This window comes from Segatella copri (assembly GCF_019127135.1).
In the GTDB taxonomy this organism is placed as follows: Bacteria; Bacteroidota; Bacteroidia; order Bacteroidales; family Bacteroidaceae; genus Prevotella.
In genome coordinates, this window is record NZ_JAHOEA010000003.1 from 106,880 (window position 1) to 128,784 (window position 21,905).

Sequence of the window (21,905 nt, forward strand, 5' to 3'; positions counted from 1 at the left end):
CTATATATAAATTAGGGGTTCTCAAAATTAATCAAGTTTGATGCTCAAACCAAGGCCACGAAGCTCATGGAGCAATACGTTAAGTGACTCAGGAATACCAGGAGTTGGCATTGGATCACCCTTTACGATTGCTTCGTATGCCTTGCTACGTCCAACAACATCATCTGACTTAACAGTCAGAATCTCCTGCAAAACGTGGCTTGCACCGAATGCCTCGATAGCCCAGACCTCCATCTCTCCGAATCGCTGACCACCAAACTGTGCTTTACCACCAAGTGGCTGCTGCGTAATCAAAGAGTATGGACCGATAGAACGAGCGTGCATCTTATCCTCAACCATATGACCTAACTTCAAGAAGTAAGTCATACCAACAGTAGCTGGCTGGTCAAACTGCTCTCCAGTCTCACCATCATAAAGGTAAGTAGAACAGAAACGTGGCAAGCCTGCCTTGTCTGTCCATTCAGAGAGATCATCCAATTTAGCACCATCAAAGATAGGAGTAGCAAACTTTACACCCAACTTTTTACCTGCAGCACCCAAGATACACTCAAAGATCTGACCAAGGTTCATACGAGAAGGCACACCCAATGGGTTCAATACCATATCAACAGGACGACCGTCAGCCATAAATGGCATATCCTCCAAACGAACGACCTTAGACACAATACCCTTATTACCATGACGACCGGCAAGTTTATCACCAACCTGAATCTTACGCTTCTTTGCAATATATACCTTAGCCATCTGAAGAATACCTGATGGAAGTTCATCACCAATAGTAATAGCAAACTTACGGCGCTTTAATTCAGCATCAAGTTGCTTATACTTACGGATATAGTTCATAATAAGTCTCTGAATCAAGCCATTGGTATGCTCATCCTTAGTCCACTTATTAGACTGAACACCATCATACTCCAAATTCTTCAAGGCTGTAGCAGTAAAGGTACTGCCCTTGGTAATAATCTCAGCACCTGTATAATCCTTAACACCCTCAGAAGTCATACCTTCTGTAAGAGTAAGCAACTTGTCTACGAGGATATCCTTCAAGTCATCACCCTTTGCCTCATACTCCTCATCAATCTTAGCAAGAATAATCTTATCCTGCTTCTTTGACTCACGGGTCTTGATAGCACGAGAGAACAACTTCTTGTCAATAACTACACCGCTCAATGATGGATTTGCCTTCAATGAAGAATCCTTCACATCACCAGCCTTATCACCAAAGATAGCACGAAGCAACTTCTCTTCTGGTGAAGGATCACTTTCACCCTTAGGCGAAATCTTACCAATCATGATATCACCTGGCTCAATTCTTGCGCCAACACGCACAATACCATTATCGTCAAGATCCTTTGTAGCTTCCTCGCTGACATTAGGGATATCAGATGTGAATTCCTCTACGCCACGCTTAGTTTCACGCACATCAAGAGAGTATTCGTCAACATGTACTGATGTCAATACGTCATCACGAACCATACGTTCAGAAATAACGACAGCATCCTCATAGTTGTAACCCTTCCAAGGAATATAAGCAACAAGCAAGTTACGACCCAAAGCCAACTCACCGTTTTCTGTTGCATAACCCTCTGTCAGGATATCACCCTTCTTTACACGCTGTCCCTTATTACAGATAGGACGCAAGTCGATGGTCATATTCTGGTTTGTACGACGGAACTTAGGAATACGATACTCCTTCAAAGCAGGTTCGAAGCTTACGAACTCATCGTCTTCTGTGCGATCGTAAAGGATACGGATAGTTGTAGCATCAACATATTCGATAACACCCTCACCTTCTGCAGTAACCATAGTACGTGAATCCTCACAAACTTGCTTCTCAAGACCAGTACCTACGATTGGAGCATCATTATGAAGCAATGGAACAGCCTGACGCATCATATTACATCCCATCAACGCACGGTGACCATCATCATGCTCCAAGAAAGGAATCAAACCAGCGGATACAGAAGCAATCTGCTGTGGAGAAACGTCAACATAGTCAACTTGGTCTGGACCAACAACTGGATAATCTGCATCCTGACGACACTTTACTACATCGCGAATGAAAGAACCATCAACAGTTAAAGGAGCATTACCCTGACCGATAATCTTAGACTCTTCATCTTCAGCAGTCAAGTATACAACATCCTCATTAGCCATATCGACCTTGCTATCATTCACCTTACGATAAGGAGTTACAATAAAACCAAGATCGTTTATCTTTGCATACATACAGAGAGAAGAAATCAAACCGATGTTTGGACCTTCAGGACTCTCAATAGGGCAAAGACGACCATAGTGTGTATAATGTACGTCACGTACCTCGAAACCGGCACGTTCACGAGACAAACCACCAGGACCTAAGGCAGAAAGACGACGCTTATGGGTTACCTCAGCCAGAGGATTAGTCTGGTCCATGAACTGTGACAATGGGTTAGTACCAAAGAAAGAGTTGATAACGCTAGAGATAGTCTTGGCATTAATCAAATCTGTTGGAGTAAACACCTCATTGTCGCGAACATTCATACGCTCACGGATAGTACGAGTCATACGAGCCAAACCAATTGAGAACTGGTTAGCCAACTGCTCACCTACTGTACGAACACGACGATTAGACAAGTGGTCGATATCATCAACAGTTGCACTAGAGTTGATCAACTGAATAAGATATTTAATAATCTCAATAATATCTTCTTTAGTCAATACACGTACATCAATGTCAGTATCAAGGTTCAGTTTCTTATTAATACGATAACGGCCTACTTCACCAAGATCATAACGCTTATCCGAGAAGAACAGATTCTGGAAAACCTCACGTGCACTAGCATCATCAGCTGGATCAGCATTACGCAACTGACGATAGATATAGTTAACAGCTTCCTTCTCAGAGTTACTTGGATCCTTTGCCAAAGTGTTGAAGATAATAGTAAACTTGTTAGCAGCTTCCTCATCCTTGTGAAGAAGAACAGTTTGCGCTCCACTCTCAACAATCTCCTCAATATTATCAGCAGTAAGTTCAGTCTCACGCTCCATGATTACTTCATTACGCTCGATAGATACTACTTCACCAGTATCCTCATCAACGAAGTCTTCATTCCAACTCTTCAAAACACGAGCAGCAAGCTTACGACCAATAGCAGCCTTCATATTCTTCTTGTTAACCTTCACCTCCTCAGCGAGATCAAAAATCTGAAGAATATCCTTATCCTGTTCGTAACCAATAGCACGCAACAATGTGGTTACTGGCAACTTCTTCTTACGATCGATATATGCATACATTACATTGTTAATGTCAGTAGCAAATTCAATCCAACTTCCCTTAAAAGGAATAATACGAGCAGAATAAAGCATGGTACCGTTAGCATGAACACCCTGGCTAAAGAAAACACCAGGAGAACGGTGAAGCTGAGAAACAACAACACGCTCAGCACCATTAATAACGAATGTACCGTTATCGGTCATATATGGAATAGTACCAAGGAACACATCCTGGATAAATGTACCGAAATCTTCATGTTCAGGATCTGTACAATACAGTTTCATCTTAGCCTTCAAAGGTACGCTATATGTAAGACCACGCTCCAGACACTCATCAATAGAATAGCGAGGAGGGTCAATATAGTAATCCAAGAACTCAAGAACGAAATTGTTACGTGTATCGGTAATAGGGAAGTTCTCAGAGAACACCTTATACAAACCGTCATTCTTGCGTTCCTCAGGCGGAGTATCCAACTGTAAGAAGTCCTTGAAAGACTTTAACTGCACATCGAGGAAATCCGGATATGGATACGGATTATGCACGCTGGCAAAATTTACTCTGTTATCAACAATTTTTGTAGCCATTAGAAGTTATTAAATGGGTTTTATTAATAATATAATAAAAGACACAAAAAGGTTAGGACTCACCTACTTGGAGAATCCTAACCATTTATATAAAAAAATGTATTACTCTAATTACTTGAGCTCTACCTTAGCACCAGCCTCTTCGATAGCCTTCTTAAGGTTCTCAGCCTCGTCCTTAGCTACACCTTCCTTGATTGTAGAAGGAGCACCGTCTACGAGATCCTTAGCCTCTTTCAAACCGAGACCACAAGCCTCCTTAACAGCCTTTACAACCTGGAGCTTAGCGCCACCAACCTCAGCGAGGACTACGTCGAATGTAGACTTCTCCTCAGCTGCAGCTGCACCACCAGCAGCAGGACCAGCAGCTACAGCTACAGCTGCAGCAGCAGGCTCAATACCATACTCGTCCTTGAGGACTGTTGCCAACTCATTAACTTCCTTAACAGTAAGATTTACTAACTCTTCTGCAATAGCTTTGATATCTGCCATTTTATTCTAAATTTTATTTTTGTTTATACTATAATTAATGATAACATTGTGATTGATTACTCAGGACGCTCGCCCAATGTCTTAAGCACACCATGAATAGTGTTGCTTCCTGATTGAAGAGCTGAAACAACGTTCTTTGCAGGTGACTGGAGCAAAGCAACAATCTCTGCGATAACTTCGTTCTTGCTCTTGAGAGCTGAAAGTTCAGCAAGTTTATCAGCGCCAACATAGAAGCTTTCCTCTGCATAAGCAGCCTTCAATGTTGGAACATCTTCCTTGTCATATTCCTTCAACAACTTAGCTGGTACATTAGCTGTATTAGCAAACATTACAGCAGTAGTACCCTTCAAGTAGCCATAGAGCTCAGAGAAATCGATATCTGAAGCCTCGAACGCCTTGTGAAGCAAGGAATTCTTAACAACAACCATCTTAATCTCGCTCTGGAAGCACTTACGACGGAGTGCGCTTGTCTTCTCTGCATTCAATCCTGTAACATCTACAAGATAGAAATGAGGAAACTCCTGCAACTTCTGTCCAAGTTCAGCGATAATAGTATCTTTAACTTCTTTCTTCATTTTACAAAACTTTTAGAGTTATTCAACTGATTTAGGATCAATCTTGATACCCTTACTCATAGTGCTAGAAATAAAGATACTCTTGATATATGTACCTTTAGCAGCAGCAGGCTTCAACTTGATAACTGTGTTGATGAACTCCTTAGCATTTCCATAAATCTGCTCAGGTGTCATGCCAACCTTACCGATTGAAGTGTGGATAATACCAGCCTTATCAACCTTAAAGTCAATCTTACCTTGCTTAACTTCCTTTACTGCCTTAGCAACATCCATAGTTACAGTGCCACTCTTAGGGTTAGGCATCAAACCACGAGGACCGAGTACACGACCCAAAGGACCAATCTTACCCATGCAAGAAGGCATTGTGATGATGACATCAATATCTGTCCAACCACCCTTAATCTTCTCAACGTATTCGTCAAGACCTACATAATCAGCACCTGCTTCCTTAGCAGCAGCTTCCTGATCAGGAGTACAGAGTGCGAGCACGCGAGTAACCTTACCTGTTCCGTTTGGCAATGAAACAACGCCACGAACCATCTGGTTAGCCTTACGTGGATCAACACCTAAGCGTACATCAATATCAAGAGATGCATCAAATTTGGTAGTTGTAATTTCCTTTACCAACTCTGAAGCCTCCTTCAATGTGTATGCCTTCCCTGCTTCAACCTTATCAGCTACTGATTTTTGATTTTTTGTCAGTTTACTCATTTTTCTAATTGAAGTTTTAAATTATTTACCAGGGAAGTCCCCTTTTACAGTAATACCCATACTTCTTGCAGTACCAGCGATGAGCTTCATAGCTGATTCTACAGTAAAGCAGTTCAAGTCCTTCATCTTATCCTCAGCGATTACCTTTACCTGATCCCAAGTAAGAGAAGCAACCTTCTGACGATTAGGCTGTGCAGAACCTGACTTGATTTTGGCAGCCTCTTTCAATTGAACTGCAGCAGGTGGAGTCTTGATAATAAAATCAAAAGACTTGTCAGTATAATAAGTAATAACTACTGGCAACACTTTACCTGCTTTGTCCTGGGTACGGGCGTTGAATTCCTTGCAGAATCCCATAATATTAATACCCTTAGAACCCAATGCAGGTCCTACTGGAGGTGAAGGATTCGCAGCGCCACCTTTAATCTGTAATTTGATTAATCCAGCAACTTCTTTAGCCATTTCTTTGTTAATATTTAAAATTGAAACTTATAAGGAATAACAATCTCGTAACAGAATACTATTCCTTTTCTACTTGCATAAAACCTAATTCCAACGGAGTTTTACGTCCGAAGATCTTAACCGTAACTTTCAGCTTATGCTTTTCAGCATTAACCTCTTCAACGATTCCGCTGAAACCACTGAATGGACCTTCCATAACCTTAACGGTATCATTAACCAAGTAAGGACAATCAAGATTCTCCTCGAACTCAGTCTCCTCTGCAGAACCCAGCATACGATTGATATCGCGCTGTGGAACTGGTGTTGGTTCATCCAAACCTCCAAGGAAACCCAAAACATTAGGGAGGAAACGCAACGTATGCGCTACATCGCCCTTCAGTTTGGCCTCCACAAAAACATAACCTGGAAGAGAAACTTTTTCTTTAACAACTCTCTTTCCATTACGCACAGTTGCATGCTTCTCAACTGGTATCAACACCTGAGAAACATTTGCTGCTAGTAAGTCATTGTGCTTCATTTCAGCTTCGATGTATTCTTTCACCTTGGCTTCCTTGCCACTTACGGCTTTAAGCACATACCATTTATTTCCTGCGTCTGCCATTTCCTTAAAAAATTAACCTGGATAAACTACACCCATAAAGGCTTTGAAAATAGAATCCATCGCGAACACAACAAGTGCAATGACTAGGGAAGCAGATAATACAACCATTGCACTATGAGTAAGTTCGGCACGTGATGGCCAAGTAGTCTTATGCGCAAGTTCATCGTAACATGCCTTGCAATAATTTACTATTTTATTCATATTATCTTCTATTTAGCACGGGTTGAAGGGCTCGAACCCTCGACACCTGGTTTTGGAGACCAGTGCTCTACCAACTGAGCTAAACCCGTAGAAAGACTCCCACTCCCTTAGGAGGGGAGTCTGATATATATAGCAAATTAGATAAATCTAAATTACTTGATATCGTCGAGAATTGTTGTAATCTGACCAGAACCTACTGTACGACCACCCTCACGGATAGCGAAACGAAGACCCTCGTTCAAAGCAACCTTGTAGATCAACTCTACCTCAATCTCTACGTTATCACCAGGCATTACCATCTCAACTCCCTCTGGAAGCTTGATTTCACCTGTACAGTCCATAGTACGGAGATAGAACTGAGGACGATACTTGTTACCGAATGGAGTATGACGGCCACCCTCTTCCTTCTTCAATACATAGATAGAAGCCTTGAAGTGATCGTGAGGAGTAATAGCACCTGGGTGTACAACTACCATACCACGCTTAACCTCAGCCTTATCGATACCACGGAGAAGCAAACCTACGTTATCACCAGCTTCACCCTCAGCAAGAATCTTACGGAACATCTCAACACCAGTAATAACTGACTTCTTGTCCTCACCAAGACCGAGCAACTGAACTTCGTCACCTACCTTGCAACGACCTGTCTCAATACGACCTGTAGCAACAGTACCACGACCTGTAATTGAGAATACATCCTCGATAGGCATCAAGAATGGCTTATCAATCTCGCGCTCTGGCTCCTGAATCCACTCATCAACTGTATCCATCAAAGTCTCAACAGACTTAACCCACTTCTCAACACCATTCAAAGCACCGAGAGCAGAACCACGTACAATTGGAGTATCCTCCTCGTAACCATACTGCTCGAGGATTTCGCGAAGCTCCATCTCAACGAGCTCAAGCATCTCCTCATCATCAACCATATCGCACTTGTTCAAGAAAACAACCAAGCGAGGTACGTTTACCTGACGTGCAAGAAGTACGTGCTCACGTGTCTGTGGCATAGGACCATCAGTAGCAGCACAAACCAAGATTGCACCATCCATCTGAGCAGCACCAGTAACCATGTTCTTTACATAGTCAGCGTGTCCCGGACAGTCAACGTGTGCATAGTGACGCTTTGCTGTCTCATACTCGATGTGAGCAGAGTTGATAGTGATACCACGCTCTTTCTCCTCAGGAGCATTATCAATCTGATCGAATGACTTAACTGCCTCAGATGTACCGAGCTTCTCGTTCAATACCTTAGAGATAGCAGCGGTCAGAGTAGTCTTACCATGGTCAACATGACCAATTGTACCAATGTTAACATGCGGTTTGGTACGCACGAATTCTTCTTTAGCCATAGCTTTTCTTTTTATTTATATAAATGAATAATCTGTTCCTCTACCATCCTAAAGCATCTAGAACGATAGAGCTGTAACTGAGAGTTGAACTCAGGACCTCTTCCTTACCAAGGAAGTGCTCTACCACTGAGCTATTACAGCAAGTTAATAAATTGAGCGGAAAACGGGGCTCAAACCCGCGACCCCCAGCTTGGAAGGCTAGTGCTCTATCAACTGAGCTATTTCCGCTTATCAAAGAAAGTGGGTAGTGATGGATTCGAACCACCGAAGGCATAGCCAGCAGATTTACAGTCTGCCCCATTTGGCCACTCTGGTAACTACCCAAACTTTTCTTTTTCTGAGCCTCTTGTCGGATTCGAACCAACGACCCCGAGATTACAAATCACGTGCTCTGGCCAACTGAGCTAAAGAGGCAATCTTTGCAGCCGCAATACGGCTAAATTTCCATCTATCGGAAAACGGCTGCAAAGATACAACTATTTTTTGAATCAACAAAATTTTTTCGAGTTTTTTTTATCGATTCCTTGATTTTTCTTTAAATTTGGTCAATTGAACCTTCATTGAGTCCACTGCCTGGTCAATTCCTTCCTCAAAAGTGTCACATGTCTTTTCCACGAACAACTTGGTTCCAGGGACAGCAACTTCCAGATGAACTTCCTTATTCAAGGCAGTAGCAGGCTTCACGACCTTTAATTGCACCTCTACTTTCTGTATATCTTCAAAAGTTTTTTCTAACTTGGCGACTTTCTTTTCGATAAACGCCTGTAACTTCTCGGTAGCGTCGAAGTGAATCGACTGAATCTTAATTTCCATAGTTACCTCCATTTTTTAAAAGGTTACGCCCGTGGATGGGCTTCAATATAAACTCGTTTCAACTGTTCAAACGTTGTATGCGTATAAATCTCGGTCGTCGAGAGTTTCGCATGTCCTAACAGTCTTTTCAAACTTTCAATTCCAGCACCATGATTCAACATCGCTGTAGCAAACGTATGTCTCAACACGTGCGGACTTTTCTTTTTCAACGAGCAAACCCTTGCGAGGTTCTCCTTCACGATTTCTCTGACTTGAACCGGACTCATCCGTCCGCCTCTATCCGCAAGCAAAAGAGCTCCAGACCTAACCTTCACCCTTTGTACTCTTAGAGCCAAATATTCTGAAAGAGCATTTTTAAGCTCGTCACCAAAAGGAACTATACGCTGTTTATTTCCCTTACCCGTAATCTTTATCTCTTTTTTGATAAAGCTCACATCGTCAACATCAAGTCCTATCAACTCCGACAATCGCATCCCCGTCTCATAGAACAATATTATAATAGTACGTGCGCGTACATTATTATAATCATCGCCCCACATTTTCCTGTCAAGCAACTCATCCATCTCATTTTCTTTCAAGAATTGAGGCAGCGGTTTACTTTCCTTAGGCCCTTTGAGACTATGAGCAGGATCCGACTTCACATAATGTCTGACTAAAGCAAACCGATAGAACATTTTCAAAGCACTCAACCGACGATTAACCGAGGTTGCTTTATTACCTGCATCTATCATATGCTCCATCCAGTTGCGAATCATATCAGAATCAACAGATTCCCAAGTGAAGGATTCAGACAAGTTCCTAGCATATTGCTCAAAGAGTTTCAAATCTTCGCGATAGTTTTCTACCGTCCTCTGCGACCTGTTCAGTTCAGAGCGCAAATATTCCAAGAACTTATCTATACTCAACATAACGTCGTACCTTTTTCATTTCGGCAACGAAGTTACGAAAATTATTTTAAACTACCAAATTTTTTGAGGATTTTTTACTTTTATTCCTCGTTTGCACGCAACTGCTGTACGTAGATGGCGTGTTCCATCTTGAGACGCTTCAAAACAGAAGGCTTGTCATACTGCTGACGAGCACGAAGCTCCTTAACAACACCTGTCTTTTCGAATTTTCTCTTAAACTTCTTGAGAGCTCTCTCGATGTTCTCACCGTCTTTAACTGGTACAATAATCATTTTTTTGCTTTTAATTAATTATGTTAAACTTATGTTATTCAATGCGAAATATGGCAATGCCACAATTTGCGGGTGCAAAATTACATCTATTTTATCAAACTACCAAGTTTTTCTTCAACTTTTTACTCTAAAATGTTCATTTTATGGGTTTTGTAGCGTTTTCAAGCCATATTTTCTCCTCTTCATTAAGGAAAGGAGACAATTTTTCATAAACCAGCTGATGATAATCATTGAGCCAATCAATCTCTTCAGGCAACAACATATCAACATCTATAGGAGTTGTATCTATAGGGCAAAGTGTAAGAGGCTCTATCTGCAGGAATTTACCGAACTCTGTAGACAAGTAGTCTGAAATCAGCACCGTATTTTCTATTCTCACGCCGAACTTACCTGCCAAATACAAACCCGGCTCATCCGTCAAGGTCATTCCAGCTCTCAAAGGTGTAGGCATCCATTCCATTCTAATTTGATGAGGGCCTTCGTGCACACAGAGATACGAACCTACTCCATGTCCTGTACCATGCAAGAAATTATATCCTTCACGCCACATACACTCTCTTCCTACAGCATCCAATTGTGTTCCAGATGCTCCGTCGGGAAATTTAACCAATTCCAACTGAATATGCGCTTTCAGAACCAAGGTATAAACATGCTTCATCTCTTGAGATACAGGTCCCAAAGCAATGGTACGGGTGATATCAGTAGTACCATCCTGGTATTGAGCTCCAGAGTCTATCAGAATCAAACCTTCCGGTTTCAGAACGACATCTGTTTCAGGAGTAGCCTCATAATGAACAATTGCTCCATGCTGCGCATAGCCGGCAATCGTATCAAAAGAAATATCTCTGAACAGTTTCTGTTCTGCACGCAGCGAAGTTAATTTCTCATCAATGGAAATTTCTGTTTGTCCGCCAGCCTCAACAGCAGGTTTCAGCCACTTCAAGAACTTAACCATAGCAACCCCATCTTTAAGCATCGCACTATGGTAGCCCTCTATTTCTGCTTTATTTTTCACAGCCTTCATAGCCGGAATAGGAGAACCTGCAGCAACTATTTCCTGGCATTTTACTGCTTTCCACAGATAATAGCTCGTTTCATTTCCATCTAACAGGATATTATATTCCGAATATGATTCAAGGCATTTTTCCACCTTATTATATTTATAGAGAGAAACCTGATTGTCTTGAAGATACTGTTTTACTTCAGGAGATAATTTATTATCATCCACGAAAAGCGAAACTTTACCGCTCTCAATCAACAAATAACTTACAAATACAGGATTGCAATGAACATCTGTACCACGAAGATTCAAAGTCCAAGCAATATCATCCAAAGCAGAAACGAGCATGCCATCTGCATGAAGTTCTCTCAAGGACTTACGGATACGGGCCACCTTAGAGACTAGCGTTTCTCCAGCATATTCCAATGGTTGAATTTCTACAGGATTTGCAGGAAGCGAAGGACGATTCTCCCAAATCTGTGCCAAAGGGTCCAAATTAGTTCTAAGCGTAATTCCACCTAGCTTACGGAGAGAATAGATTAAATCTTTAACATAATTATAAGAGTTGACCATGCCATCAAGTCCAACCTCTGGAGACTGCACCTCCTGCAACTCTTTTTCCAACCATTCTGCGATAGTAGGCGTACCCTCTATTTTCAGCTTCATCAGCTGATATTCAGTACCTTCCAACTGTTCTTCCGCAGCCAGGAAGTAGCGGGAATCAGTCCATAAAGCAGCCGATTTCATTGTAACAACAGCAGTACCAGCCGACCCATTAAAACCAGAGATCCACTCTCTTCCCCGCCAATGGTCGGCAACATACTCACTCTGATGAGCATCAGTACTAGGGAAGATGAAAGCAGAAAGATGTTCACGCTTCATCAACTCCCTCAATCTAGCTAAGCGCAATTCGATTTCATTCATATTTTTACGCAATTTAATGTTTAACTTATCTCAAAATAATGCATTTTGCTAATTAGAGATTACAAAGATAACATTTTTAAGAATTAACAACAAATTTAAGCGTAAAAATATGCACGATTTACATTACTTTTTATTAATTTTGCGGTCGGAAAGTAAAAAGAAGGAGTTTTACAAACTTTATTCCAAATACATTCCGCTATTTTTCAGGAGAAAAAGATTATAAACATTTAAATAAAAATTGTAGTTATGAATTTTTTAACAAATGACAAACTCGTTATCGTCGGTGCAGGCGGTATGATCGGTTCTAACATGGTTCAGAGCGCTTTGATGCTCGGTCTTACTCCAAACATCTGTCTTTATGATATCTTCGAGCCAGGTGTACATGGCGTTTTCGATGAGATTCAGCAGTGCGCATTCCCAGGTGTTAACGTAACTTATACTGTTAACCCAGAGGAGGCTTTCACTGGTGCTAAATACATTATTTCTTCTGGTGGTGCTCCTCGTAAGGAGGGTATGACTCGTGAGGATCTTCTTAAGGGTAACTGCAAGATTGCTGCAGAATTTGGTGACAACATCAAGAAGTACTGCCCAGAGGTTGAGCACGTAGTTGTTATCTTCAACCCAGCTGACGTTACAGCTTTGACAGCATTGATTCACTCAGGTTTGAAGCCAAACCAGTTGACATCACTCGCAGCTCTCGATTCTACTCGTCTGCAGCAGGCTTTGGCCCTCGAGTTCGGTGTACAGCAGGATAAGGTTACTGGCGCTCACACTTATGGTGGTCACGGCGAGCAGATGGCTGTATTTGCTTCTCAGGTTAAGGTTGACGGCAAGCCATTGGCAGAGATGGGTCTTTCTGACGAGCGTTGGGAAGAGATCAAGCACCACACAGTACAGGGTGGTTCTAACATCATCAAGCTCCGCGGCCGTTCTTCATTCCAGAGCCCAGCTTACAACGCAGTTAAGATGATCGAGGCTGCTATGGGTGGTGAGAAGTTCACATTGCCAGCAGGTTGCTATGTAAACCACGACAAGCTCGGTTTCAAGAACGTAATGATGGCTATGCCTACTACTATCGACAAGACTGGTGTTCACTTCACAGAGCCTACAGGTACTGAGGAAGAGCTCGCTAGCCTCCAGAAGTCTTACGAGCACCTTTGCAAGATGCGCGATGAGATCGTAGAGCTCGGCATCGTTCCTCCAGTAGCTGAGTGGAAAGAGATGAACCCTAACTTGTAATTCTCCGCTTCGGATTTTTAGAAGTTAACTCGATAAGGGCTGAATCGTGAAAATGCTTCATGATTCAGCCTTTTTCATTTATTTTTCCTCTATAGCGACCATTTATCCCCAAATACGCCATATCGTTACATTTTTCTGTAAATCAGGTTATACGAGTTTGGCATTATTTTTGTAATTTTGCACACAGAAATAACAAATAAGAAAGGATAATAGAAAATTATGGAATTGATAAAGAACAAATCATTCGGGGGCGAGCGCCCTCTTTTCGGTGCTCACGATGTGCGTTTAGAAGATATTACGATTACAGATGGCGAATCGGGCATCAAGTGCTGCCAAAACATAGAATGCCACCATTCCAAGTTTTATGGCAAATACCCTTGGTGGCATGTGGACGGTTCCCTTATCACAGACTGTTACTTCGCTCCAGAAAGCCGTTCGGCCATCTGGTATAGTGATAATATGGTGATGAAAGACTGCACCATCGATGGGCCTAAGTTCTTCCGCGAAATGAAGAATCTGGATTTGGAGAACGTAAACATCACAGATGCTGATGAGACTTTCTGGAAGGTAGATGGCTTGAAACTGAAGAATGTAAAACTCCACGATGGAACTTATCCATTCATGTTTTCCAAGAATATCTATGTAGACGGACTTGAGAGCGACTCTAAATATGTATTCCAATACTGCAGAAATGTGGAGATTCACAACGCAAAGATTACAACCAAGGACAGTTTCTGGGAATGCGAGAATGTGACCGTCTATGATTCGGAACTGAATGGTGAGTATCTGGCCTGGCACAGCAAGAACATCAAGTTCGTACGTTGCCACATCAGCGGCGAGCAGCCTCTCTGCTACATGGACCATGTAACTCTGGAGGATTGCACCTTTGATAAGGAATGCGACCGTGCCTTCGAGGATTGCACCAACATCGATGCACAGATCAAGGGAAGTATCACCAATATCAAGAACCCTATCTCCGGAAGAATCGAGGCAGACGAAGTGGGAAGCGTAACATATACTGAGTTTGCCAAAGCGCCAAAGGGTGCATGTAAAATCACAGATAAATCGAAATAGTTTAAGAAGTAATTACAGAAATGACAACAATCAAGTAAATTACTTATTGTTCCCATAACTAATTGTTCTTACACTTAACTGAAATCTCCGTTCATAGACACTGAACGGCCGTTCAAAAGCTTTGAATGTACGTTCAATGTCTTTGAACGGAGATTCAAAGTCTATGAACGAAGATTTCAATTAGGAGAAAAAGAGAATTATCCTATATAAATAAGAGAATTATCCTATATAAATAAGAGAATTATCCTATATAAATAAGAGATTTATCCTATATAGATAGAAGAAATAACATAGATAGAAAACAAATATGAAATACAATTTTGATGAAATCATCGAACGTCGTGGAACCAACTCATACAAATGGGATTTGGTGAAGGAAGACGGCGTTATTCCGATGTGGGTAGCAGATATGGATTTCCAGACAGCTCCCTGCATCATCGAAGCCCTGCAGAAACGCGTAGCTCACGGCATCTTCGGCTACACCCTCGTACCTGATTCTTATTACGAGGCAATCATCAGCTGGTTCTCCCGCCGCCACCAGTGGAAGATAGAGAAAGACTGGATTCTCTATACTTCAGGCGTTGTACCAGCCATTTCCTGCTGTCTGAAAGCCATCTGCATGCCTGGCGAAAAGGTATTGGTACAGACACCTGTCTACAACTGCTTCTTCTCCTGCATTACAAACAGCGGCTGCGAAGTAGTAGAAAACGAACTGAAACGTGTGGGCAACTGCACTTATGAGATAGATTTCGAAGACTTCGAGCGCAAATGTGCCGATGAGAAGACCACAGCCTTCATCCTCTGCAATCCTCACAATCCAGCCGGAAGAGTATGGAAGAAAGAGGAACTTGAGCGAATGAACGACATCTGTCTCAAGCACGGGGTAAAGGTCATCGCAGATGAAATTCATTGCGAGCTCATCATGCCAGGCTATCAGTATACTCCATTTGCCAGCATCAGCGAAGCTTGCCGCGACAACTGCGTAGTATTGAATTCTCCATCAAAGTCATTCAATATTGCAGGACTTCAGATAGCCAACATTATCTGTCCGGATGCAACATTGCGCCGCCGCATCAACCGTGCCATCAACATCAACGAGGTTTGTGACGTAAACCCATTCGGCGTTATCGCTCTCCAGGCAGCTTACAATGAGGGAGAAGAATGGTTGGATGAATTGAACCAATATCTCTACGAGAACTATCAGGCAGTAAAGGAATTCTTCAATACCGAATTGCCACAAGTTCGCGTTACCCGCCTTGAAGGCACCTATCTGGTATGGCTCGATATCCTGCCATTCGAACTGTCAAGCGACGAGGCTTATGAGAAGCTGATGAACGATGGTAAGATATTCGTCAACAGTGGTACGATGTATGGCAGAAAGGCTGGCCAGGGCTACCTGCGCCTCAACATCGCCTGTCCTCGCAAGACCCTGATGCAGGGCCTGATCCGTATTGCTCGGGTTCTCAGCCAGTATATGGATGAAGAGGATTTAAGCGGATGCCCTGCATAAAAGAGCGAAGAAAGAGAAAAGATTTCTAAAAAAAATGTTTAAAACAAGATAAGATGGAAAATGAAGTTTTAAAAGCCATTAAGGAGAGAAGAAGCATTCGTCGCTTCAAGGCAGATCAGATTACCGACGAAGAGTTGAAGACGGTATTGGAAGCCGGCACATGGGCAGCAACAGGTCATGGAACCCAGGAGCCTTTCATCATTGCCGTTCAGAATCCTGAGATTTGCGCCCAGCTTCGCAAGATGAACGCAGAAATCATGGGTGTAGAAAGCGATCCTTACTATGGAGCGCCAACCATCGTTATCGTTCTGGCACCAGAAAGCAACGTTAACGGTGTGAAAGATGGCAGCCTTATCTTAGGCAATATGATGCTTGCAGCCCACTCTATCGGCCTTGCATCTTGCTGGATTAACCGTGAAGACGGCATGTTTGCATCAGAAGAAGGCAAGAAGTTGATGAAAGACTGGAATCTTCCAGAAGGTTTGATGGGAGTAGGAGCCTTAGCCTTGGGTTATGCTTCTGCGCATCCTCATACCGTAAAACCAAGAAAAGAGGATTACTACCGCATTATCAAATAAAGGCAGGATGCCTGGTTTACGGCACATACATATACAAGAGAAAAGGTCTCATGAAGGAAAACATTCATGAGACCTTTTTATATATGTATATAATGAAGCTATTACAACTTTACATTTGCCAAGACCTTATCTGTAGCGCCAGCCAAATGAGCCACGAAGGCGCCAGCCTTATCGCCAGCCTGTTTCAGGAAGTTTTCATCATTCATCAGAGAACTCATCAAACCTGAGAAATCCTCATAGGTATTGATTTCAAAACCTCCACCCGATTTCAGCAAGCCCTGAGCCTCCTGAAACTTTTTGTTGTTCGGACCAAAAATAACCGGCATATTCCATACGGCAGCCTCCAAGGTATTATGAATGCCAACACCAAAACCGCCACCGATATAAGCCACATCACCATAGTTGTACATACTGCTCAACAATCCGAAACAATCGATGATCAAGACATCAGCCTCCGCAGCTTCTTCAGGAGTAGTTTGCGTATAGCGCACTACCTTTTTGTCCTTTATCAGAGAAAGAATCAACTTCAGATGCTCTTCAGCGATGACATGAGGAGCAATCAGCAGGCGCCAATCCTTATGCTCATTAAAGAAAGGTATAAAGATATTCTCATCTGGTGGCCAAGAGCTACCGGCAACAAATACCTTGAAATCATGATGAGGTACATCCGCAGACTGAGATGAAGCTACTCCTGTTCTGAAAGCCTCGCAAATCGGCAATTGCTTGGCAGCCTCCTTTATCTGGAGAACACGGTCGAAACGGGTATCTCCTACCACATCCACAGCCGTGATGCCTATACCTTCGAGCAATCGCTTGCTCTCTTCGTTCTGCACGAAGAAACGGGTAAAGCACTTCAGCACTCCAGCATAGCTTCTGCCGTACCATTTGAAGAACACCTGATCCTCGCGGAAGATACTGCTCACGCTATAAGTAGGAATGTTGCGATGCTTCAGGATATGAAGGAAATTAGACCAGAACTCATACTTGATGAAGAAAGCCATCACAGGGCGTACCAATCTAAGGAAACGGATGGCGTTCAACCTAGTATCCACCGGCATATAACAGATGATATCAGCTCCCTCATAGTTCTTGCGTACCTCATAACCCGAAGGAGAATAGAAGGTAAGCAGGATCTTATACTGAGGATAGTCCTTACGGATACGTTCCATCAAAGGTCGTCCCTGTTCAAACTCACCGAGCGATGCAGCATGAAACCAAATGTACTTAGCATTAGGATCCACCTTCTGCTTCAATATTTTGAAAGCCTCACGCTCACCACGCCACATCTTGCGCACCTTTTCATTAAACAGACTTGCAATGGCTATGCCCCAAAGGACGAAATATATTACGATATTATAGATCATGATATTTCTTTATATTGGTTACTATCTATAAATACGTGAACTCTCTGAATAGCCTTCAGCAATATGCTGCAGAAAGCCATTCAGAGAGAAATTATTGTGAATTAACCCAAAACTTCGATTGCCTTGCGAAGACGGCGCAGAGTTTCCTCCTTGCCAAGGAAGGCTGAGATATCGAACATACCCGGGCCCTTGCCCTCACCAACGAGAGTCAGACGGAATGCGTTCATCACATCACCCAGTTTATAGCCCTTATCCTCTACCCATTTCATCACGACAGGTTCCTGACCTTCGATAGAGAAATCCTCAATACCTTCAAGCACATCAGCAAGTTCTGTCATCTGCTGTGCAGAATATTCCTTCCAGCGCTTCTTGGCTGTCTTAGCATCATACTCTGTAGGAGCAATGAAGAAGAAAGAACACAATGGCCACAGTTCATAGACAAAGTTCACACGATCCTTCATCATGTGTACCACCTGCTTTACGCGGTCCAGAGTTTCCTCTACACCATTGTTGGCAACAATAGGGGCAAAGAGGTTAGCTATTTCATCATCGCTCTTCATCAGAATGTATTCGTGGTTGAACCAGATTCCCTTCTTGAAGTCGAACTTGGCACCAGCCTTAGAGCAACGTGAAATATCGAAAGCCTTCACCAGTTCATCAAGAGAGAAGATTTCCTGTTCTGTACCAGGATTCCAGCCGAGGAGCGCCAGGAAGTTGACTACAGCCTCTGGGAAGTAGCCACTCTCACGATAACCGGAAGAAACCTCGCCAGTCTTAGGATCATGCCATTCCAGCGGGAATACAGGGAAACCGAGGCGGTCGCCATCACGCTTACTCAGTTTACCTTTACCTTCAGGCTTAAGAAGCAAAGGAAGATGCGCAAAACGAGGCATGGTATCTTCCCAACCGAAAGCCTTATAAAGAAGTACGTGCAAAGGCGCACTAGGCAACCACTCCTCACCGCGGATTACATGAGAGATTTCCATCAGGTGGTCGTCTACGATATTTGCCAGGTGATAAGTTGGCAATTCATCAGCACTCTTATAAAGTACCTTATCATCCAGAATATCACTCATTACCTTCACGTCACCACGAATCATATCGTTCACGTGAATTTCCTGTCCCGGTTCAATCTTGAAACGTACAGTATACTGCTTTCCGTCAGCAATCAGTTTATCAACCTCTTCCTTAGAAAGAGTCAGAGAGTTGCGCATCTGCATACGAGTATGAGCATCATACTGGAAATTCTGGATTTCGGCACGTTTCGCTTCCAACTCCTCAGGAGTATCAAAAGCAATATACGCCTTATCATTATCCAAGAGCTGCTGAACATACTGCTTATAGATATCACGACGTTCACTCTGGCGATAAGGTCCATGCTCTCCACCGAAACTTACACCCTCGTCAAACTGGATACCCAGCCACTTGAAAGATTCCAGGATATATTCTTCGGCTCCAGGCACGAAACGATGAGAATCTGTATCCTCAATACGGAACACCAGCTCACCTCCATGTTGGCGAGCAAACAAATAATTATACAGAGCGGTACGAACACCGCCAATGTGCAATGCACCCGTTGGACTAGGGGCAAAACGCACCCTTACTTTTCTATCTGCCATGTCTTTTTATAGCTATTTTCAAATTTTTCTGCAAATTTACATCTTTTTTTGCGATTTTAGCCGTTTTTTTTCGTATTTTCGCACTGTAAAACGAAATAAGTAAGAAAAAAGTAGGAAAATGAGCATATTTAACAACCCAGAAGAGAACTATTGGCGCAATTTCGCCACAAAAACGGTTTTGATATTAATTACCGTTGCTATCATTGTTTGGTTCCTTCCTCGCAACGAAGGAAGGATGTTCCGGTACGATGTTGGAAAGCCATGGATGTATGGTTCCGTCATCGCAAAATTTGACTTTCCGATCTATAAGACCGATGAAGCCATCAAGCGTGAACAGGATTCGCTGATGAAGCAATTCCAACCTTATTATTCTGTCAATGAATCCATCGGCAGCGAACAGGTGAGCCGTTTCCTGCACGACTTCAGCCAAGGTGTACCAGGTTTGCCAAAAGAATATGTGGGACTCATAGCCCACCAGCTTCAGCGCCTTTATCAGACCGGCATCATCGCTACCACCGAATATAATCGTATCTACAAAGATTCTACCAGTATGATACGAATTATCAACGGAAAGAATGTGAAGAGCGTACCTATCGGTTCGTTCTACTCTACTATTGCCGCTTACGAACGCATCTTCTACGATGAGAAACTGGCAACCCAGCGACAGCTTTTATCCCGTTGCAACCTTAACAATTATGTTGAAGCTAACGTCATATACGATAAGGAAAGAAGCGAGGCAGAGAAAGCCGACATGATGAGCAGCATTCCACTGGCAAGCGGAATGGTGATGAGCGGACAGAAGATTGTGGATCGTGGTGAAGTGATTACGAACAACACCTATCGGGTGCTCAATTCATTCGATAAGGAGATGAAGCGCCGCAGCTCTACCCAGGAAGAACTGACAACCACTATCATCGGACAGGTACTGTTTATCTTCATTCTTGTCATGCTGTTTACCTCTTATCTCTCACTTTTCAGAAAAGACTATTTTGATAAGCCACGCAGCATTACCATGCTTTATGCGATGATTACGCTGTTCCCTATCTTTGTGTCACTCATGATGAAACACAATTTCTTCAGTGTCTATATCATCCCATTTGCCATGGCGCCCATCTTCGTACGTGTGTTTATGGACTCGCGTACAGCCTTTATCAGCCACGTTACGATGATTCTCATTTGTGCAGCAGCAGTAAAGTACCAGTACGAGTTTATCATCGTACAGCTGGTAGCTGGTCTTGTTGCTATTTACAGTTTGCGTGAACTCAGCAAGCGCTCGCAGATATTCATCACAGCCCTGTTGGTAACTATAGCCAGCAGTGTAGTATATCTTGCCCTTCAGCTGATGCAGGACAACCAGGTGTTCAACGTAGATACCAGCATGTATACCTACTTTACTGTAAACGGCATCTTCCTGCTACTCTCTTATCCGCTCATGTACATTATAGAAAAGATGTTTGGATTTACATCTAATGTTACACTTTTCGAGTTGTCAAATACCAACAAGGGATTACTTCGCAACCTGAGTGAGATTGCTCCAGGCACCTTCCAGCATTCTATCACCGTAGGTAACCTGGCAGCAGAGATTGCCAACCGCATCAGAGCCAACAGTCTCCTGGTACGTACCGGAGCACTCTATCATGATATCGGTAAGATGACTAACCCTGTTTTCTTCACAGAGAATCAGGCGGGCGTTAATCCTCACGACCAGTTAAGCGACCTTGAGAGTGCACAGATTATCATAAGCCATGTTTCAGAAGGTCTGAAGATGGCAGAGAAGGTTGGTCTGCCAGGCATCATAAAGGATTTCATCACTACTCATCACGGAACGGGCATCACCAAGTATTTCTATATTAATTACTGTAATGCTCACCCTACAGAGGTGATTGACAAGTCACAGTTCCAATATCCTGGTCCGAACCCATTTACCCGCGAACAGGCCATCCTGATGATGGCAGATACGGTTGAAGCGGCTTCGCGCTCTCTGAACGAATATACTGAAGAAAGCATCAGTAACCTCGTCAATAAACTCATCGACGGACAGGTGGCAGATGGTTTCTTCAAGGAGTGCCCTATCACGTTCCGAGACATCGCTCTCGCTAAACAGGTACTCATCGAACGACTCAAGGCTATTTACCATACCCGTATTTCATATCCTCACTTGAACGTAAAACAGAATGCCGGTAAAAAGACGAGTCAGGAGTCTAAAGAACAAGAGTAAAGATACACTACGTGAAGTTCTTATGCCGTAAAGCGTATAAACAGATATACAAAAAGGTAAAACATAACCAATAAAAGCCTTTTTTCTTGCACAGTTTTTTAAATCTGTGCAAGAGAAAGGGCTTTTTGCGTTAATATGCTTTAAATATTTCAAGAAAA

At 42.8% G+C, this 21,905-nt stretch carries 19 protein-coding genes and 5 tRNA genes; 5 read left to right on the forward strand and 19 right to left on the reverse strand.

The window, feature by feature from the left end; translation table 11 throughout:
- Positions 1-27: 27 nt before the first annotated feature.
- The 17 genes from rpoB to KSW37_RS01710 form a co-directional block, all read right to left on the reverse strand.
- The gene (gene rpoB, locus KSW37_RS01630; protein ID WP_217313146.1) at positions 28-3,840 is read right to left on the reverse strand and encodes a DNA-directed RNA polymerase subunit beta; all 3,813 of its coding nucleotides are present in this window, start codon (positions 3,838-3,840) and stop codon (positions 28-30) included.
- Positions 3,841-3,951: 111 nt separating this feature from the next.
- Complete coding sequence (gene rplL, locus KSW37_RS01635; RefSeq protein ID WP_006848843.1) at positions 3,952-4,329, reverse strand: 50S ribosomal protein L7/L12; 378 nt, start codon at positions 4,327-4,329, stop codon at positions 3,952-3,954.
- Between the two features lie 56 nt (positions 4,330-4,385).
- Positions 4,386-4,904: a 50S ribosomal protein L10 gene (rplJ, locus tag KSW37_RS01640; protein ID WP_217313147.1), complete on the reverse strand. Its 519-nt coding sequence runs from the start codon at positions 4,902-4,904 to the stop codon at positions 4,386-4,388.
- A gap of 18 nt (positions 4,905-4,922) precedes the next feature.
- A complete protein-coding gene (gene rplA / locus KSW37_RS01645) occupies positions 4,923-5,615 on the reverse strand; it encodes a 50S ribosomal protein L1 (RefSeq protein ID WP_217313148.1) in 693 nt (230 codons plus the stop codon).
- 21 nt (positions 5,616-5,636) lie between these two features.
- Positions 5,637-6,077 carry a 50S ribosomal protein L11 gene (gene rplK / locus KSW37_RS01650; RefSeq protein ID WP_006848846.1) on the reverse strand — a complete coding sequence of 147 codons (441 nt, stop codon included), beginning with the start codon at positions 6,075-6,077 and terminating at the stop codon, positions 5,637-5,639.
- A gap of 58 nt (positions 6,078-6,135) precedes the next feature.
- Complete coding sequence (gene nusG / locus KSW37_RS01655; RefSeq protein WP_006848847.1) at positions 6,136-6,678, reverse strand: transcription termination/antitermination protein NusG; 543 nt, start codon at positions 6,676-6,678, stop codon at positions 6,136-6,138.
- Positions 6,679-6,690: 12 nt separating this feature from the next.
- On the reverse strand, positions 6,691-6,879 hold the full coding sequence (secE, locus tag KSW37_RS01660) for a preprotein translocase subunit SecE (protein WP_006848848.1): 189 nt from the start codon (positions 6,877-6,879) through the stop codon (positions 6,691-6,693).
- A 16-nt stretch (positions 6,880-6,895) separates the two neighbouring features.
- A tRNA-Trp gene (locus KSW37_RS01665) sits at positions 6,896-6,968 on the reverse strand.
- Positions 6,969-7,031: 63 nt separating this feature from the next.
- Positions 7,032-8,228 (reverse strand): elongation factor Tu, encoded by a 1,197-nt coding sequence (tuf, locus tag KSW37_RS01670; protein ID WP_022122139.1) that lies wholly within the window; start codon positions 8,226-8,228, stop codon positions 7,032-7,034.
- A gap of 69 nt (positions 8,229-8,297) precedes the next feature.
- Positions 8,298-8,369: transfer RNA gene (locus KSW37_RS01675), tRNA-Thr, on the reverse strand.
- A 14-nt stretch (positions 8,370-8,383) separates the two neighbouring features.
- Positions 8,384-8,456 (reverse strand) — tRNA-Gly (locus KSW37_RS01680).
- Between the two features lie 13 nt (positions 8,457-8,469).
- A tRNA-Tyr gene (locus KSW37_RS01685) sits at positions 8,470-8,551 on the reverse strand.
- A gap of 17 nt (positions 8,552-8,568) precedes the next feature.
- A tRNA-Thr gene (locus KSW37_RS01690) sits at positions 8,569-8,642 on the reverse strand.
- Between the two features lie 99 nt (positions 8,643-8,741).
- Entirely contained in the window at positions 8,742-9,041 is a 300-nt protein-coding gene (gene hpf / locus KSW37_RS01695; RefSeq protein WP_022122138.1) for a ribosome hibernation-promoting factor, HPF/YfiA family, read from the reverse strand.
- A 23-nt stretch (positions 9,042-9,064) separates the two neighbouring features.
- On the reverse strand, positions 9,065-9,946 hold the full coding sequence (gene xerA, locus KSW37_RS01700) for a site-specific tyrosine recombinase/integron integrase (protein WP_217313158.1): 882 nt from the start codon (positions 9,944-9,946) through the stop codon (positions 9,065-9,067).
- An 83-nt stretch (positions 9,947-10,029) separates the two neighbouring features.
- Positions 10,030-10,221, reverse strand: coding sequence for a 30S ribosomal protein S21 (gene rpsU, locus KSW37_RS01705; RefSeq protein ID WP_006848852.1), 192 nt, complete (start codon positions 10,219-10,221; stop codon positions 10,030-10,032).
- 136 nt (positions 10,222-10,357) lie between these two features.
- Complete coding sequence (locus tag KSW37_RS01710) at positions 10,358-12,145, reverse strand: aminopeptidase P family protein (protein WP_217313149.1); 1,788 nt, start codon at positions 12,143-12,145, stop codon at positions 10,358-10,360.
- A 246-nt stretch (positions 12,146-12,391) separates the two neighbouring features.
- On the opposite strand from KSW37_RS01710, the gene KSW37_RS01715 reads away from it, so the two are divergent.
- From KSW37_RS01715 to KSW37_RS01730, 4 genes are all read left to right on the forward strand, one after another.
- Positions 12,392-13,384 carry a malate dehydrogenase gene (locus tag KSW37_RS01715; RefSeq protein WP_118140326.1) on the forward strand — a complete coding sequence of 331 codons (993 nt, stop codon included), beginning with the start codon at positions 12,392-12,394 and terminating at the stop codon, positions 13,382-13,384.
- A 219-nt stretch (positions 13,385-13,603) separates the two neighbouring features.
- Positions 13,604-14,458: a DUF3737 family protein gene (locus KSW37_RS01720; RefSeq protein WP_117694718.1), complete on the forward strand. Its 855-nt coding sequence runs from the start codon at positions 13,604-13,606 to the stop codon at positions 14,456-14,458.
- A gap of 307 nt (positions 14,459-14,765) precedes the next feature.
- Positions 14,766-15,968, forward strand: a complete 1,203-nt coding sequence (locus KSW37_RS01725; protein WP_217313150.1) for a MalY/PatB family protein — start codon at positions 14,766-14,768, stop codon at positions 15,966-15,968.
- Positions 15,969-16,021: 53 nt separating this feature from the next.
- Positions 16,022-16,546 (forward strand): nitroreductase family protein, encoded by a 525-nt coding sequence (locus KSW37_RS01730; protein WP_117586702.1) that lies wholly within the window; start codon positions 16,022-16,024, stop codon positions 16,544-16,546.
- A gap of 101 nt (positions 16,547-16,647) precedes the next feature.
- On the opposite strand, the gene KSW37_RS01735 is transcribed toward KSW37_RS01730, so the two are convergent.
- Both KSW37_RS01735 and gltX read right to left on the reverse strand, forming a co-directional pair.
- Positions 16,648-17,907, reverse strand: a complete 1,260-nt coding sequence (locus KSW37_RS01735) for a 3-deoxy-D-manno-octulosonic acid transferase (RefSeq protein WP_217313159.1) — start codon at positions 17,905-17,907, stop codon at positions 16,648-16,650.
- A 104-nt stretch (positions 17,908-18,011) separates the two neighbouring features.
- Positions 18,012-19,529 (reverse strand): glutamate--tRNA ligase, encoded by a 1,518-nt coding sequence (gene gltX, locus KSW37_RS01740; protein ID WP_022122130.1) that lies wholly within the window; start codon positions 19,527-19,529, stop codon positions 18,012-18,014.
- A 118-nt stretch (positions 19,530-19,647) separates the two neighbouring features.
- On the opposite strand from gltX, the gene KSW37_RS01745 reads away from it, so the two are divergent.
- Positions 19,648-21,747 (forward strand): HD family phosphohydrolase, encoded by a 2,100-nt coding sequence (locus KSW37_RS01745; RefSeq protein WP_022122129.1) that lies wholly within the window; start codon positions 19,648-19,650, stop codon positions 21,745-21,747.
- Positions 21,748-21,905: the final 158 nt, after the last annotated feature.

Excerpts from the sequence above, each read along its gene's own strand:
- rpoB (WP_217313146.1), bottom strand. The coding sequence starts at position 3,840 with ATGGCTACAAAAATTGTTGATAACAGAGTAAATTTTGCCAGCGTGCAT.
- rplL (WP_006848843.1), bottom strand. The coding sequence starts at position 4,329 with ATGGCAGATATCAAAGCTATTGCAGAAGAGTTAGTAAATCTTACTGTT.
- rplJ (WP_217313147.1), bottom strand. The coding sequence starts at position 4,904 with ATGAAGAAAGAAGTTAAAGATACTATTATCGCTGAACTTGGACAGAAG.
- rplA (WP_217313148.1), bottom strand. The coding sequence starts at position 5,615 with ATGAGTAAACTGACAAAAAATCAAAAATCAGTAGCTGATAAGGTTGAA.
- rplK (WP_006848846.1), bottom strand. The coding sequence starts at position 6,077 with ATGGCTAAAGAAGTTGCTGGATTAATCAAATTACAGATTAAAGGTGGC.
- nusG (WP_006848847.1), bottom strand. The coding sequence starts at position 6,678 with ATGGCAGACGCAGGAAATAAATGGTATGTGCTTAAAGCCGTAAGTGGC.
- secE (WP_006848848.1), bottom strand. The coding sequence starts at position 6,879 with ATGAATAAAATAGTAAATTATTGCAAGGCATGTTACGATGAACTTGCG.
- tuf (WP_022122139.1), bottom strand. The coding sequence starts at position 8,228 with ATGGCTAAAGAAGAATTCGTGCGTACCAAACCGCATGTTAACATTGGT.
- hpf (WP_022122138.1), bottom strand. The coding sequence starts at position 9,041 with ATGGAAATTAAGATTCAGTCGATTCACTTCGACGCTACCGAGAAGTTA.
- rpsU (WP_006848852.1), bottom strand. The coding sequence starts at position 10,221 with ATGATTATTGTACCAGTTAAAGACGGTGAGAACATCGAGAGAGCTCTC.
- KSW37_RS01710 (WP_217313149.1), bottom strand. The coding sequence starts at position 12,145 with ATGAATGAAATCGAATTGCGCTTAGCTAGATTGAGGGAGTTGATGAAG.
- KSW37_RS01715 (WP_118140326.1), top strand. The coding sequence starts at position 12,392 with ATGAATTTTTTAACAAATGACAAACTCGTTATCGTCGGTGCAGGCGGT.
- KSW37_RS01720 (WP_117694718.1), top strand. The coding sequence starts at position 13,604 with ATGGAATTGATAAAGAACAAATCATTCGGGGGCGAGCGCCCTCTTTTC.
- KSW37_RS01725 (WP_217313150.1), top strand. The coding sequence starts at position 14,766 with ATGAAATACAATTTTGATGAAATCATCGAACGTCGTGGAACCAACTCA.
- KSW37_RS01730 (WP_117586702.1), top strand. The coding sequence starts at position 16,022 with ATGGAAAATGAAGTTTTAAAAGCCATTAAGGAGAGAAGAAGCATTCGT.
- gltX (WP_022122130.1), bottom strand. The coding sequence starts at position 19,529 with ATGGCAGATAGAAAAGTAAGGGTGCGTTTTGCCCCTAGTCCAACGGGT.
- KSW37_RS01745 (WP_022122129.1), top strand. The coding sequence starts at position 19,648 with ATGAGCATATTTAACAACCCAGAAGAGAACTATTGGCGCAATTTCGCC.